A 14,597-nucleotide genomic window follows, 5' to 3' on the forward strand; every position below is an offset into this window, starting at 1 on the left:
GGGCGCGGGAGTGCGCCCGCCGCGTCTAGCCGATGACGATGGCACCGGCCAGCACCGGGGTGCCGAACCGGACGGAACCCTGACCGGAGGCCAGGGTGCGACTGCCCTGGCAGCTGGTGCCCGCGAACAGCGCGAACCGGTACTCGCCCTCGATCTCGACCACCCCGCCCTGCCCGGTCTCCAGGACCCGGCAGCCGCCGTTCTCCACGCTCTGCTCGTGGCCGGACTCGAAGGTGACACGCATGGGAGCGGTGTCCTCCTTCTTGCTGGCCATCCCCGAGATGGCCCCGGCGATGGTCGCGGACATGGTGGCCAGGTTGGCAGGGCGGATCGGCACGGGATTCCCCTTTTCGCCGGGCTCGCGCGAGCCCATGGGAGACAGGTACTGGAGACGCGGCCGGGCACCGACGGGCGCTGCCGAGCGCACAGATGGTTACTCTGTGTTATTTAGCTACAGGATCGCGCGAAAGGACGGGAGCCGGGGCGGAGTGTCGGCGGATTTCTCCACAGGGCACGGATCGTCGTGGCCGGTCCGGCCGACGCTGGGTACGATGGGCGGGAACGAACACGGAGGGAGGGGAACACGTGCAGTACCTGTTGCCCTTCTTCGAGTTCCTCGCCCTCGGTTTCCTCCCGGCCGACCTGCCCCTTCCCGGAGTGGACGGCGGCGCCGTGACCCTGCTAGTCGTGGCGGTCGGTGCGGCCCTGGTTCTGCTGGCCCTGCGCCGGACGACCCTGTGGCCGGTGGGCGACACCGCCACCGGAACGGCGCACGCGATGCGCCGCAGAGCCAGCAAGCTCCCGGTCCTCGCGCTGTGCGACCCCGACGCGGCGGGCAGACCGCGGCCCCGGGCACCCGGGGCGGTCCTTCCGGCCGCTCGCTGAACCACTCCGGTGCACGCCTCGTGCCCCGGTGGGTTCGAACCGAACCGCAACCGTCGTGACCGGTGTCGCCGTGCGCTGTCGCGGGTCGTCGCACCGGGGCTGGCTCCGGGGTCCCGCCCGCCTGGCGGGTACACGTGGCGACACTCTGTGCTGACACCCGCCCGCCCGATCCCGTGCCTTCCCGGACCGTCGCGCGCAGGCGCCCGGCGCCCCCGTCTGGCGGCTCCCCAAGAGGGCCCGAGACGACAGGTGCCGGGGCGCGCCCGTGATGACGCCACCTGCCCTGTGCCGGTGCCCGGGCCGGGCTCGCACTGACGTGTGCCCGACCCGCTGTCGCCGACCTGGACGCCGGTGGTGACAGCCACTGGCGCCCGCGCTTGGGCTCACGCGCTCGTGGGCCGTGGCGCCGGGGGTGTCGGGGGCCTGGGGTGTCCGGGGCCCGGGTGTCCGGGGTCCGGTTGCACCGGTACGGGCCACGCGCTGGCACGCGTCCGTCGTGACGGGCGCTCCGAGCCGCGTCGTCGCGGGTGCCCGAGCCCCGGGCACCGTGTCGACCCGACCGGTCCGACCCAGCGCGCACCACCGTGGTTTCCGTTCCGAGCGGCCCGACGTCTGTCCTTCCCACCCAGACGAGGGGTCTCGACCTTGTACACCTTCGGGCCGATCGCGGCCGTCATCAGCATGCTCTCGGCGGTCCTCGCCGCCTTCACCACCGCACTCGCCCCGTTCGCCGGGGCCCTGGCCGCAGGACTGGCGATCGTCGGCCTGACCGTCGCCGTGCGCCTCCTGCTCCTACCGCTGGGGGTGGCCCAGGTACGCGCGGAGAAGCAGCGCGCCCGGCTCGCGCCACGGCTCGCCCACATCACCAAGCGCCACGGCAAGAACCCCGAGCGGATGCTCGCCGAACAACGCAAGGTCTACGCGGAGGCGGGCACCTCACCGCTGGCGGGCTGCCTGCCCGGTCTCGCGCAGATCCCGCTGGTCGTGGCCCTGTACGGGCTGTTCATCGGGGCCGGACCGGGGGAGGAGCCCCTGCTCGCGCACACCCTCGGCGGCGTCGAACTGGGCTCCACCCTGGTCACCAGCGCGAACGGGCTCCTGGTGCCCCCGGTCTTCGTCGGCCTCCTGCTGCTCCTGGCCCTCGTGGCGTGGGCCAACCGCCGCTACGTGGTGCTCCCGATGATGCGGGAGAACCCCGCGCAGCCGCCCATGATGGCGGCGCTGTCCTACATGCAGTTCACGACCGTGGTCATCGCCGCGTTCGTGCCGCTGGCCGCCGGGGTCTACCTGGTCGCGTCAACGACGTGGGCGCTCGCCGAGAAGGTGGTGCTGCGCAGGGTCCTCCCGGACTGAGCCGACCCGGAACCGCGGGGGCGCGTGTGCGCGAGTGCCGGACCCGTGAGTGTCAGAACTCGACGGTCACACAGGCGAGCCGGTCCCCCGCGGTGCCCGCGTGGCCCTCGTGGGTGGCGGTGTGCTCGTCGTGCAGCACCAGGGCGTGCGCCTCGCCCTCGCGGAACTCCCAGTCGACGGTGGAGGTGACGAAGGCGTTGCCGCTGCCGTCGGTGGTCATGTCCAGCCAGACCTCGTTCTCCGGGTTGGCGTACTCCGGGTCGGTGGAGGGCTCGTCCTCCGTCGCCGCCGGGTCGACCTCGTTCTGGTAGTGCGGACCGGCGTCGGCGGGGTCGTCACCGCAGGGGCGGGTGTGCACGTGGGCGCCGAAGTCCCGGTCCGCCTCCAGGCCGGTCCCGGTGAACTGCACGAACGTGGAACCGTCCTGGACACGGACCTGGACGTCGGAGGTGGCGCCCTCGGGTACGGCGGTCTCGTCGTAGGTGATCGCGCCGGCGCTCTGGCCCGGAGGCAGGAAGGTCGACGCGGTCACGCTCGGGGCGGTGGTGGGCTGGGCCGCCGGGTTCTGGGTGGAGGCCGCCCCGTCACTGGTGGAGGGGGCGCCCTGGGCGCACCCGGTGGCGAGAAGGACGGTCAGGACCAGACCGACGGCGGGTGGCGTGGTGCGCATGTCGGGACTCCCCGGTGCTCAGTGCTGTGGACGTCCGCAACGTTACCCAAAGTGCTTGAGTGTTAACTAGGTGTGCGGAATCTGTGGTGTGGTCGGAGGGGCGGCATCGCCCTCACCCGGGGCGCGCCCCCGCGCTCGGCCCCTGTGGTTCGGGGCCTCCCGTACTCGCGGGCCCTCCGGTGAGGGGACCGTACCAGCAGCCCGGGCCGGAGGGGTCCGGGCCCTCGGGGATGGCAGACTGGTGCGTCCCACCACGAACCCTTCTGAACAGGCGACATGAGAACGATCAAGCGCGGCGGCGAACACGAGATCGAGATCAGGAAGTCCCGGTTCGTCTGTGCCCTGGCCAGGGTGGACAGTGAGGACGCCGCCCGCGCGTTCATCGCCGACCGTCGCAAGGAGCACTGGAACGCCAACCACAACTGCACCGCCTACGTTCTGGGTGACGACGGCGGCGTCCAGCGCTCGAGCGACGACGGCGAGCCCGCGGGGACGGCCGGTGTGCCCATGCTCGAGGTGCTCCGCCACCGGCGGATCACCGACACGGTCGCGGTGGTCACCCGCTACTTCGGCGGGACCAAACTGGGCGCGGGCGGCCTGATCCGCGCCTACGGCAACGCGGTCTCCGCCGCCGTCGAGGAACTCGGGCTCCTGGAACGGCGCCAGCTCCTGGTGGTGGACGTCTTCGCCGACTACGTTCTGGGCGGTCGGCTGGAGAACGACCTGCGCGACTCCGCGCTGACGGTCAGGGAGGTCGCCTACGAGGACCGGGTCCGGATCGAGGTGGCCCTGCCGGAGGCCGAGCTGCCCGACTTCGGGGTCCGGCTGGCGGAGCTCACCGGCGGCAGGGCGGAGTTCGAGGTGAGGGGTGTCACCACCATCGAGGTCGAGCCAGGGACCGGGCCCTGAGCCCGGGAACGGCGCGCTCACAGGCCCGTAACGAGTGATCGACACCGTGTATCCACCTGGCCGCTCCCCGGCTTAGGATTTGCCGTAAACGTCATCGTTTCGTGGGGAGATACCGTCAATGCGCAGCTCACGGGTGCTTCAGGCGCTGACCTGTGGCCTTGCGGCGCTGCTGGTCGCGGGGTGCACCGGTGATCCGGAGCCGCCCGCCCCCGCCCCCTCCCCGGAGGAGGAGCCCCCTCCGCTCCCCACGGAGTTCGAGGGTGAGGCGCCTCCCGGCATCGAGGGCGAGGTCCTGCGTCACCTGCACGGAGACGACGCGGACGCACACGACATCCTCGACGACCCCCTGGGCGTGCGGATCAGCCCCGTCGAGGGCGCGTTCCTGATCAGCTCCGGCGGTGAGGACCGCCACCTCCTCCAGGACGCGGCCACCGGAGACACCCTGTGGGAGGGTGAGGCACGCTTCCGGGGGTTCGACACCGACGGGCGGGGCGGGGCCGTCCTGCTCATGAGCTACCCCGAGGGCGGCCCCTTCGTCCTCGGTGCCGACGGCGAGCCGCTCTGGGAACCGGACGAGGACGGCGACGCCTACCTCGACGGCGTCGCGGTGCGCCGCCCGGCCGACTGGAGCGCGGAGGAGCCGCACGGCGACTTCACGGTGCTGGACACCGACGGCGACGAGCTGTGGTCCTACACCTTCGAGCCGGAGGAGTCCGGGGAGGAAGGCGCCGAGGAGGCCGACCCGGACGACGCGGACGACCCCGACGGGTCCGACGAGGACCCGGAGGAGGGGACCGGCACCGACGATCCCGAACGCCTGGGCGTCCCGGTGGCGGCCTGGGACGACACCGTTCTGCTCGACTCCGGCGACTCCGTCCTGCGCGCCCACTCGCTCGACCCCGACGACCCGGGCGCCCCGCTGTGGTCGGTCTCCGCCGCCGACGAGGAGCTGGACCTGCCCGCGACCGCACCGGTCCCGGTTCCGCAGATCCTCGGCGTCTACCCGGTCCCCTCCTCCGAAGACGACGCGGAGGAGGGGGACGACGAGGGCGACGTCACCACCACGATGCTGCTGCGCTGGGCCCAACCCGAAGCGCCCTCCGTGCTCTCCGCGCACGACACCGAGGACGGCACGCCGCTGTGGACCCTGGTGGAGGCCGGAACCAACCCGGTCTCCCGGCACTTCGACGAGGCCGGGACCCCGGGCCTGCTCTACGACTCCGAGACCGGGACCCTGCTGTTGTCGCAGGCCAGCGGCGAGGCCACCATGGTCGCCGTCGACCTGGCCGGGGGCGAGGTGCGCTGGGGCCTGGAGGAGGACGCCGGTTCGATCTCCCCCGCCTTCGCCCACGGCGGTCTGGTGTACGGCGACTCGCGCTCCAACGAGGACGGCGACCTCCAGCTGGTGCTGGACGCCGAGACCATGGACGTGGTGGGGGACGAGCTCTCCGCCTACGTGGAGGCCGTGACCGCCACCGGGTACGCCATCCTCGTCCAGGACCGCCAGCGCTTCGTCTTCGGCCCCGCACCCGAGGACTCCGAGGAGGACGGCGCGGACGGCGACGGGGACGGTGCGGAGGCGGACGGTAGCGCGTCCCCGAGCCCCTCCGACGACACCGACTGAGCACCGTGCGCGACCGGACCACAGCGGCCCCGGGCTACGAGCGGAGCGCCCTCACCCACCCGGTGCGACGGATCGCGGGCCTGGCGACCGGCGCGGGGATCGCCGTGGTCGGTACGGGCGTCCTGATCGTCGACGAGGGGCCGTTCTGGTGGCCGTTCCTCGCGGTGCTGTTCCTGGCCGCCGCGATCGGCGGAACCCTCGTGTACTCCGCCAGCGTCCACACACGGGTCGCGAACGGGGTCCTGGAGATCCACGCCGGGCGGCGCGGCGCCCGCGTTCCGGTCGCCTCGATCGGCTACGTCGGCCGCGCCCGCATCGGGACCCGCCCCGCGTGGCGCTGGGGGCGGACCCACCTGGCCAACGCCCGCGCGGGCGAGGGCGTCGAGATCGTCGGCCGCGACGGCCGGTACGTCACCGCGCGCACCGACACCCCCGGCGAACTCGTCCGGGCACTGCTCGCGGAGGGTCTGGACCCCGCGGCCCTGCGCGTTCCCTTCCCTTCGGCGCTGGTTGGGGACGGCCGCGCCCGAGGGGTCCGACGCGAGGACCGCACCGGAGACCACGGCTGACGCGCGCTCGCTGACCGGCGCGTTCCGGGCGCCGGGGGCCTGCTCGCCTACGACGTCGCGGGCACCGGCGGGGCCTGCTCGCCTACGACGTCCCGGGCACCCGCCGCACACCGCTCACCGGCGGCGCTCGGGCAGCCGCAGGATCACGTCGAGGCCGAGCGCCCCGGTGTCGAGGGTGCCGTCCTCGTGCGCCCGCCACTGCCAGCGCGCGTGCACCGACTCCCCGGTGCCCACCACGAGGGTGTTCGCGGGGATGGCGCCGAGCACGTGCTCGTCGGCGGTTCCGAGGGGACGCGGCACGACCACCACGAGCGGGTGCTCCCTGCTGGGCTCCAGCCCGTGGACGGGGTCCGGCGCGGAGAGGTCGGGCGGGGCCGAGGGCACCAACGAGTGCAGGGGCTGGCCCTCCTTCAGGACCCGGATCGACAGCCCCCGGGCGTGCAGCGCGTCGGCGATCACCCGCACCGCGTCGGCGGCGACCGCGCGGTCGCCGCCCACGGCGAGCAGGCCGCGCGTTCGGGTGAGGTCGACGTGCACCAGAGTTTCGCCGTCCTCCAGCGTCCCCAGGCAGGCCAGGACACCGTGGGCCACCGGGCGGACCATCGTGTGGGTGGACGCGGCGAAGTTGTGCGGACCGGAGGACGCCGAACCGCGCGAGTAGCGCCACGTGGTGGTGTCGACGACCCGCCACGAGGTCGCGGGCGGGGTCGCCCCCACCGGGACGATCGCGGTCGTCTCCACCCGGGTGGTCAGGATCGCCACCGGCCGGGCGGGGACGTCGGCGGGCGCGCTCAGCAGGTCGGAGTGGGCGCCCCCGGCCCGGTGCACCGCGTCCGGGTCCGCCGTGACGCGTTCGGTCGCGGCCCGGCGGCGGCGCGTGGCCGCCGCGATCCGGGCGGACCGGGGCTTACGGGGCCTGCGCCAGGGGAGCGCGGCGATCCGCCGGAACGGCCAGGCGATGGCGCGGCCGATCGGCTGCCAGAACAGGGTGAGCAGCGTCAGCAGGACCAGGGCGGCCGCACCCGCAGCGAGCAGGCGGGGGTCGATCTTGGGCTTGTCGTCCTGGGGGGTGACGTCGACGACCTCGCCCTGCTCGGCCGACTCCTCCGCCTCAGGAGGCGGCGTGTACGCGGGCGGTGCGGGGTGCGGGCTCGGCGGGGCGATCCCCTGGGCGTTGGCTTGGTCGACCGCGACCACGCACAGGGGGTCGCGGCCCTCGTAGACGCCCTCCCCGCCCGAGTCGAAGGGGACCACCAGCCGCCAGCCCGCCTGGAGTGCGCGGTCCTCGCCCAGGGCCGTCCCGTCCGCCTGGGAGCGCCCCGCGTTGAGTTCGTGGATCTCGTCGGCGCGCTCGGGGTCGCCGAGGATGAGGTCGGCGACCGCGCCGAGCCCGGGAGAACCCTCCGGCACCACGTAGTAGTAGACCTCCGGGCACATGTCGTAGGTGCCCGCCGTGTCGGCGTGGGCCGGGGACACCGTCGGAGCGGAGAGCAGGGCCGCTACCAGGGAGGCGCCGACCGCCGCGCCGGTGCGGGCCGTCCGCGTCGCGGCCGACCGCGCGTCGAGGGGTCGTGCCGCCGCTGTCAGGGTCACTCGCTCTCCCGTGAATGTACTCGCTGGGGTCCCTGGAGGGGGATGCGCGAGGACTCCTGCCGGTTCGCGGGAACCCAGGGGCTTTTCCAGGCATCTGTTCACTCAGGGGGATGGGAGTCTATGATGTCGGACTCGCGTGGCGCCAACGCCCCAGAGCCCTGCGAACCCCTCACTGGCCGTGCCTCCCGACGGCCGGACAACGCGATGGTCCCCGGTCGGACCTGGAAGGCGAGTGCTTCGGGACGTGGCGAAACAACCTCGTGAGTTCCTCCAATGGCACCTGCTCGACCGCTCCGAGGACCCCGTTCCGTGGCTGCCGAGTGACGTACGGTCGCTGAAGCGGTTCTACGAGAGGCTGTCGGACGCCGCCAAGCAGGCCGCCGAGGACATGCGCCGTCTCGAAGGTGACGAACTCGGCCAGGGCGACGCCGTCTCCGCCCTACAGGACCTCGTCAAGGAACTGCCCAGGCACCTGGACAAGGCCCAGGACGCGTACGAGAAGGGGTACAGGGCCCTCGACAAGTGGGCGGTCTCCCTCGGCGCCGCCCGGATGGACAGCGCGTCGATCGTCCACCGGGCCGTCACCGCCCACTCCGCGTTGGAGGACCCCGACGCCTGGACGAAGAAGCTCGACGGTGAGGACCCCGTCCGGAAAGAGTTCGTCGACCAGCTCAAACGTGTCCTGGACGACATGGAGGACGCGGCCCGCGACTGCGCCGACGCCTTGGAGGAGGCCAAACAGGGCAGCCCGCGCAAACTCTGGGGCTGGTTGGACAAGATCGTCACCTGGGTCGAGGACAACCCGCTGCTGTACGCGGTGGCCATGGTCGTCGCGGGTCTGGCGGCGATCTTCATCCCCGGTCTGGGTATCGCTCTGGCCCTGACCGTGCTCGCGATCAGCGCCGCCTCCCTGCACAAGGAGGGCAAGCTCGGCTTCAACCGGGAGTCCCTGTTCACCCTGGGCATGGACGCGCTCTCCCTGGTCCCGGGAGGTGCTCTGCTGCGCGGAGGCCGCGCGGTCGGCAAGGCGGCGGGCCAGGCGGCCACCCGTGTGGTGGGCCAGCGTGTGGCGGGCGGCGTGAGCCGGACCGCCTCCTCCGTGCGCCGCGGTGTGGGTGGCCCGGTGTCCTCCGTCGTGGGCCGGGCGAACAGGACCACGGGCGGCAAGATCGCGACCACGATCGTCAAGGACAGCGCCACCAGCATGGCGTCGTCGATCACGGTGCAGGTCGCGGGTGAGGGCAAGAGTCTCACCGACATCAACATGACCAACGAGGTGCTGACCGCCTTCGGGACCAGCGCCGCGGGTTCCACCCTCGGGGTGTACAAGGACAACGGTTCGCTCCCCGACTTCTTCGGCGGCGGTTCCGGCAGCGGTGGGAGCGGAGGCGGGTCCGACCCGGCGTCGGGGGCCGGTGGGTCGGACCCCGTCGGAACCCAGGGTTCCTCCGGAGGCGGTGACACCGGCGAGGGCGGCCCCACCACCGGCGGGGGCGGAACCGGGGAGGCGTCGCCGAGTGCCGGGTCCGCCACCCCTGAGTCCGGACCCGCGCCCATGGGTGGCCTGGGGGACTCGGTGCCCCAGCAGGGCGGCCTGGGTGACTCGGCCCCGCAGACGGGTGCCGCGCAGGCCGATACCGGTGGTGCTGGCGGTTCCGCGGGTTCCGGTGACGCGGCTCCCGAGTCGGCTGGCGCTCCGACGAACGCGGGCGGTTCCTCGGCGGACTCCGGTGTCGGCGGTGGCGCGGGATCGCCGGAGACGACGGGTGCCCGTTCGGACGCGGGCGGTTCGTCGCCGGAACCGGCTGGTGCTCCCGCGAACACCGGTGGTCAGGGTGACGCGGCGCCGCAGACCGGCGCGGCCCACACGGACACCGGTAGCCCGGATTCGTCGCGCGAGACGGCCGATGCCCCCGCGAACACCGGTGGTCCGGCCGACTCCTCGGCCCCGTCGGGTGCCGACCAGTCGGAATCTGGTTCCGGCGGGTCGTCGTCCGATGCGGCTGCCACACGCGAGGACTCCGGTACCGCGGACTCGTCGTCCGCTGGTGCCCGTCCGGGCTCCGACGGGTCCGCTCCCGAGGCCCCGACCGACACGGGCGGCTCCCAGCCCGACCGCGCCGAGGGTCCGGGTACGAACGACGCCGAAGGCGGTCAGGGCGGCCGAGGCGACGGCACGCAGCCGCCAGAGGAGTTCGCTCCGGTCACCCGGACCGGCGGCGGCGCGAACACTCCCCAGCCATCCGGTACCCCTCGGGCGCGGGTCGGAGAGCCGGGCGACGTGGAGACCGCCCCCGCGAACCGCGACCCCCAGCCCGACACCGACCCCCGGTCCGGCGCGCGCTCCGACGGGGAAGCGGGGACGCGGACGGACACGGCCGAACCGGAGCCCGTGCCCTCGAACACCGACCCCGCCCCGACCGGGTCGCGGTCGCGCACCGACCAGACCGCCGCCGACCCCGCTCCGGCCCCCGGGTCCGGGGGCGGAGACGGCCCCGCCCCGCGATCCTCTGACGGCGCGACGGTCACCCACACCCGCACAGCGGGCCAGGGTGAGTTCACCACCACGCGCGGCACCGACGGGGAGCGGAACGTGGCCTACCGCCACCCGGCCACCCGCGAGGGCGATCCCGACTTCACCATGAACGTGACCCGCGACGGTGTCGACGTGAACGGCACCAGCGTGCGGAACACCGAACGCGGGTTCGACATGTCCTCGGCGGACGGATCGTCGGTCCGCGCCCAACGGGACGGCGCGGACCATCCGGGCGACCTGGAGCTGACCGGCCCCGGCGGCCGGGGACGCGCCTCCTACCGCGACGGCGAGCTGACGGTCTCCACCAGCGACGGCGACGTCTCCGTCTCCCGGGACCCGAACGGCAACCAGGTCCGGACCGCTGACGGCCTCACCGTCCGCCAGGACGGGGACGGCCTACGGGTCAGCCACACCGGCGACGGACCCGTACGGCAGCGGTTCGACGGGGACGGCCCCACGGTCCACCGCCTGGGTGCGGACGAGAACGGACACGTGCCTCCGGCCCGGGTCTTCGACCCGTCGACCGGGCGGCACGCGGAGGTCGGCGCCGACGGCTACACCGTCCAGACCCCCGGCGGCTCCACACACGGCTACGACCGCACGGACGGCGGCGTCCGCGTGGAGACCGGCGACGCCCGCACCCGGGTGGGGTCGGACTCGGCGCAGGTCTCCTCCATGGACGGGGGCGTCGACCTCCGGCTGGGCGCGGACGGTACCGGTTCCGCCCGTGGCGGCGGCTCCGAGGTCCGGATCGGCTCGGGCGGGGTGGAACTGCGGGGTTCGCACGGAGGCCGGGGCGGCGAGGCGTCGATCCGGCAGGAGCCCGACGCGCGGGGCGGGACCCGACCGGTGGCCAGGGCGGAGGGCGTCACCGCCGAACCGGGCCGGGTGAGCGTCGACGGCGGACCGCGCGTGGAGATCACCGAGCTCAGGGGGCCGGGCGGCGGGCCTGGCCCGAGCGTGGTCCGCGTGGTCGAGGGCGGCCGCGAGAGCGTCTACGACATGAACGGCCAGCCCGTGGGCGGCGGTGGGGTCTACACGCCCCTGCCCCGGGACCCGGCGACCGGCGCCCCCTACGTGCCGGTCGGGTCGCCCGACGGCCCTGGTACGCGGGTGACCGTCGAGCGGGGGCCCGCCGGGGCGCCCGGTGACGGGGCCGCGCTCCGAGTGGACGGTCCCGGCCAGTGGTCGGTGCGCACCTCACGCGACGGCGAGATGTCCATGACCCCGCTGGGAGACCACCCCGACGCGGTGGGGGTCACCCGCCGTCCCGACGGTTCCACACTCGTGCGTACCCGTGAGAGCGGCTACGCGGTCGACAGCCGGGACGGTTTCACCGTCACCGGACCGGGCGGGCTCGGCGGCCGCGCCGACGCGCACGGCGTGAGCGTCTCCGACGGCGCCGCCGTCACCACGGTCCGCGCCGGGGGCGGCGACGGCGCCCACCCGGGGGAGCCGAGCGCGCTGACCAGCAGTGCCACTGATCCCAGACAGCGCTACGGAGAGAGCTCTGGGGACGAGGCCTCCGTCTCCACGGGCGACGGCACGAGCGTGTGGACCAGAGACGGCGAGCTCCACACGACGATGGGACCGGAGCGGCAGCCCGGCTCCGTCCGCTCCGGCGACCGGACCGTCGAGGTCGGTTCCGACAGCCTGACGGCCCGGGGTGCCGGCCGTGACGCCGACTCCTGGGAAGTGTCGACGGGCCCCGACCGGACGAGCGGCCACAACGGTGCGCAGAGCATCGAGGTGACGGCCAAACCCGGGAGGCCCGGGGTGCAGAACCCGGTTCACACCGGTAACGGCAGGTGGCCGCGGTTGCGCGACCCGCTGGTCTCGCCCGACCAGGTCCGGTTCGAGTCCGGCGGCAACGTCTCGGGCACCCGGTCGGCCTCCGGGCGTGCCGAGGTCACCGACGGGGCCAGCGGAACCACGGTCAGGGACGCCCGGGGCGGGGTGCGCGTCGAGTCCGGTGGCGGCCCCGAGCTGCGCGTCACCGAGCGCCACGTCCGCGTCACCGCGCCGGACGGGGTCCAGAGCCGGGTGGAGATCCCGGGGACCGGGGCGGACGCCACGCCGCCTGCGGCTCCGGGCCGCAGCGGCGGGGGAACCGCCCGCGTGCTCGGGGACGAGGGCGCCGCCCCGGACCAGGCCCGGGACGGTTCCCGTTCCGAGGGGGAGGGCGCCGCGGTCGGGGAGGACCTCACGGCGAACGGTTCCAGTGCCGAGGCAGACGGCCAACGTGGCTCCGGCTCCTCGGAACGTCCTGAGCGCGATCCCGTCAGGACGTTGCGAGACACCCGGCGGGCCGCCCTCCAACCGATCCCGTACGAGATCTTCAAGAACGTACTCAACGTGGTCGCCGGGACGGGATTCGACTTCGGCCGCCATTTCGTGGCCGAGGTCACGGGACTGGACTGGCTCTCCGAGGGCATCGCGTTCGGTCCCGACGGCCTGCCCAACCCCAGCTACGTGGTGCAGTCCTTCATGCAGGTCGGCACGGCGATCCCCAAGGCGGCGGCCGAGGGCCGGTTCGGGGGCGGTGACACCATGCTCGGATACCCGCTCGAACTGGGCCACCAGGCCATGCGCAACAACCTCCGGGACGAGTATCTGGACGAGTACCACGAGGACTTCCGCGAGGGGGAGAAGGTCGAGAAGCAGCTCGAAGTCCTCAACAGTCTGCTCACGAAGGAGAACCTCACCAAGTACGAGGACACCCGCCTCGACGACCACCCCGACCCGGACGCCGCCGCCGAACAGGAACGGGCGGACGAGTTCCTCGCCAGGGCCAAGGCCGAGAGGGAGCAGTTGGAAGTGGAGCTCGCCGAGCTCTACGACGTCAGCCTGGCTGACGTGCAGAAGATGCGGGACTAGGGCTGGCTTCGCACGGCGGAGCGAGGCACCAGGAGGGAGAATCGGATGGCCGGGATCGTCTGCATCGACACCGAGACGCTCAGCCAGACGAAGGCGACGCTGGATCGCATCCAGAACGCCTTCACGGAGCCCGAGGAGGGCTCGTACCAGAGCCCGGAGGACCGGGCGGAGGACATCGGTCCCGGCTTCCTGGTGGACAAGGCCAGGGACTACGGCAAGGACTGCAAGCAGAACTACGAGCGCCAGTCCGAGGACCTGGGCGCCTTGGCACAGGCCATCGACCCGGTGATCGAGGCCTTCAAGGAGACGGACGAGGAGCTGTGCAACAGCCTGGAGTCCGAGGAGTAGGCGCCCACGGCCGGGAACACACCCGCCCCGGCCCGAGCCCGGCCGTTCCACCACCGATCCGGGCCCACCGACCGGCCGCACGAGGACCGCACGAGGAGAAGAACCGCCATGGCCTACCTGTTCGAGGAGGACGTCCCCCAGCGGGACATCCTGTTCGACTACGTACTTCCGGAGGGCTGGAAGCAGTACGACCTGTCCGGTGACTCGTTCGCCTCGATGCGCGCCGAGGTCCTGGAGGCCTACCGGAACCGACCGGAGGAGGCCGAGGCGCTCAACGAGCTGATCGCCGACATGGCGGCTGTGGCCGGCGAGGCGACCGGAGCCGGGCTGATCTCGGCCGCCGGGACCTTCGAGGAGTACGACGACGGCTTCTTCATGGCGACCGTCTGCGTGTTCGCGTTCCCCGCGGGCCGGGGGGAGTACGCCATCGACCCGCTGCGCCTGGTCGACTACGTCTACCAGGACTCCGCCACCGCCCGCGAGGGCACCTGGCTGAACAAGACCGTCGTCGACCTGTCCGAGTCGGGCCTGGGGAGGTGCGGCCGCGTCTTCGGTGTCACGGACTACGACACGGAGGAGGCGATCCTGCGCACGGTGGCCATGCACACGGCCTTCGAATACCCGGGCCTGGACAAACGCATCCTGGTCAGCTGCACCAGCCCCAACTCCCACGAGGTCGACGAGGTCCTGGACCTCTTCGACGCGATCACCGGCACCGCGCGGTTCCGGGAGCGCGACGTCACCACGGACGCGGGGGCCTGAGGTCCCGCCCGCCGGTGCCCGGGGCGCACCGGTGCGTTCGCGGGTGACCGTCACCTGCGGGCGAACATCCGCGACAATGAGGACGAAGAGGGCTCCCGGTCCGGCCAGGCCGCCGGGAGACACACACGAGGAGAGACACATGCCCACGTACAACGTCGACAGCGACAAGACCGAGGAGACCTCGGGCTCCCTCACCCAGGAGTTCAACGAGTTCACCGAGCGCCTCCAGTCCATCAAGAACAAGGTCGACGGCCTGATCTCGGACGGCTACAGCACCCCCGCCGCCGAGAAGCACTTCCGTCCGTTCTTCGAGGACTTCAACAGCGGTTTCGAGGACGTCAACAAGGGCCTCGAAGGCATCGCCAAGTACCTCAAGCAGGTCGGTAGCACCTTCGGCGAGACCGACGAGAAGCTCGGTGAGGGCCTCAAGGGCTGACGGCCCCCGGACCGCCCCGGAACGCGCGCTCCGTA

General features: G+C 73.0%; 12 protein-coding genes. 9 read left to right on the forward strand and 3 right to left on the reverse strand.

Annotated elements, in window-relative coordinates:
• Positions 1–25 precede the first annotated feature (25 nt).
• Complete coding sequence (locus ABZ635_RS00100; protein ID WP_357756449.1) at positions 26–337, reverse strand: hypothetical protein; 312 nt, start codon at positions 335–337, stop codon at positions 26–28.
• Between the two features lie 248 nt (positions 338–585).
• Between ABZ635_RS00100 and ABZ635_RS00105 the strand changes: the two genes are divergently transcribed.
• Together ABZ635_RS00105 and yidC are read left to right on the forward strand one after the other, a co-directional pair.
• Entirely contained in the window at positions 586–885 is a 300-nt protein-coding gene (locus tag ABZ635_RS00105; protein ID WP_357756452.1) for a DUF6412 domain-containing protein, read from the forward strand.
• A gap of 645 nt (positions 886–1,530) precedes the next feature.
• Positions 1,531–2,238 carry a membrane protein insertase YidC gene (gene yidC / locus ABZ635_RS00110; protein ID WP_357756455.1) on the forward strand — a complete coding sequence of 236 codons (708 nt, stop codon included), beginning with the start codon at positions 1,531–1,533 and terminating at the stop codon, positions 2,236–2,238.
• A 52-nt stretch (positions 2,239–2,290) separates the two neighbouring features.
• Here yidC and ABZ635_RS00115 read toward each other — a convergent pair whose 3' ends face one another.
• Positions 2,291–2,908 (reverse strand): superoxide dismutase family protein, encoded by a 618-nt coding sequence (locus ABZ635_RS00115; protein ID WP_357756458.1) that lies wholly within the window; start codon positions 2,906–2,908, stop codon positions 2,291–2,293.
• A 276-nt stretch (positions 2,909–3,184) separates the two neighbouring features.
• Here ABZ635_RS00115 and ABZ635_RS00120 point away from each other — a divergent pair, with 276 nt between their 5' ends.
• The 3 genes from ABZ635_RS00120 (at position 3,185) to ABZ635_RS00130 (ending at position 6,010) form a co-directional block, all read left to right on the forward strand.
• Complete coding sequence (locus ABZ635_RS00120; RefSeq protein ID WP_357756461.1) at positions 3,185–3,817, forward strand: YigZ family protein; 633 nt, start codon at positions 3,185–3,187, stop codon at positions 3,815–3,817.
• Between the two features lie 118 nt (positions 3,818–3,935).
• Entirely contained in the window at positions 3,936–5,441 is a 1,506-nt protein-coding gene (locus ABZ635_RS00125; protein WP_357756464.1) for a hypothetical protein, read from the forward strand.
• A 5-nt stretch (positions 5,442–5,446) separates the two neighbouring features.
• Complete coding sequence (locus ABZ635_RS00130; RefSeq protein WP_357756467.1) at positions 5,447–6,010, forward strand: hypothetical protein; 564 nt, start codon at positions 5,447–5,449, stop codon at positions 6,008–6,010.
• A gap of 114 nt (positions 6,011–6,124) precedes the next feature.
• Here ABZ635_RS00130 and ABZ635_RS00135 read toward each other — a convergent pair whose 3' ends face one another.
• On the reverse strand, positions 6,125–7,603 hold the full coding sequence (locus tag ABZ635_RS00135) for a hypothetical protein (RefSeq protein WP_357756470.1): 1,479 nt from the start codon (positions 7,601–7,603) through the stop codon (positions 6,125–6,127).
• Between the two features lie 244 nt (positions 7,604–7,847).
• Here ABZ635_RS00135 and ABZ635_RS00140 point away from each other — a divergent pair, with 244 nt between their 5' ends.
• The 4 genes from ABZ635_RS00140 to ABZ635_RS00155 all read left to right on the forward strand — a co-directional run bounded on the left by ABZ635_RS00140 (position 7,848) and on the right by ABZ635_RS00155 (position 14,562).
• Positions 7,848–13,016 (forward strand): hypothetical protein, encoded by a 5,169-nt coding sequence (locus tag ABZ635_RS00140; RefSeq protein ID WP_357756472.1) that lies wholly within the window; start codon positions 7,848–7,850, stop codon positions 13,014–13,016.
• A gap of 45 nt (positions 13,017–13,061) precedes the next feature.
• Positions 13,062–13,364, forward strand: coding sequence for a hypothetical protein (locus ABZ635_RS00145; RefSeq protein ID WP_357756475.1), 303 nt, complete (start codon positions 13,062–13,064; stop codon positions 13,362–13,364).
• Positions 13,365–13,472: 108 nt separating this feature from the next.
• Positions 13,473–14,126, forward strand: a complete 654-nt coding sequence (locus ABZ635_RS00150; protein WP_357756478.1) for a hypothetical protein — start codon at positions 13,473–13,475, stop codon at positions 14,124–14,126.
• Positions 14,127–14,265: 139 nt separating this feature from the next.
• Positions 14,266–14,562 (forward strand): WXG100 family type VII secretion target, encoded by a 297-nt coding sequence (locus ABZ635_RS00155; RefSeq protein ID WP_357756481.1) that lies wholly within the window; start codon positions 14,266–14,268, stop codon positions 14,560–14,562.
• The last annotated feature ends 35 nt before the right edge of the window (positions 14,563–14,597 follow it).

Origin of the sequence: Nocardiopsis sp. NPDC007018, from assembly GCF_040635075.1 — a bacterium.
Taxonomy (GTDB): Bacteria; Actinomycetota; Actinomycetes; order Streptosporangiales; family Streptosporangiaceae; genus Nocardiopsis.

Excerpts from the sequence above, each read along its gene's own strand:
- ABZ635_RS00115 (WP_357756458.1), bottom strand. The coding sequence starts at position 2,908 with ATGCGCACCACGCCACCCGCCGTCGGTCTGGTCCTGACCGTCCTTCTC.
- ABZ635_RS00120 (WP_357756461.1), top strand. The coding sequence starts at position 3,185 with ATGAGAACGATCAAGCGCGGCGGCGAACACGAGATCGAGATCAGGAAG.
- ABZ635_RS00125 (WP_357756464.1), top strand. The coding sequence starts at position 3,936 with ATGCGCAGCTCACGGGTGCTTCAGGCGCTGACCTGTGGCCTTGCGGCG.
- ABZ635_RS00145 (WP_357756475.1), top strand. The coding sequence starts at position 13,062 with ATGGCCGGGATCGTCTGCATCGACACCGAGACGCTCAGCCAGACGAAG.
- ABZ635_RS00150 (WP_357756478.1), top strand. The coding sequence starts at position 13,473 with ATGGCCTACCTGTTCGAGGAGGACGTCCCCCAGCGGGACATCCTGTTC.
- ABZ635_RS00155 (WP_357756481.1), top strand. The coding sequence starts at position 14,266 with ATGCCCACGTACAACGTCGACAGCGACAAGACCGAGGAGACCTCGGGC.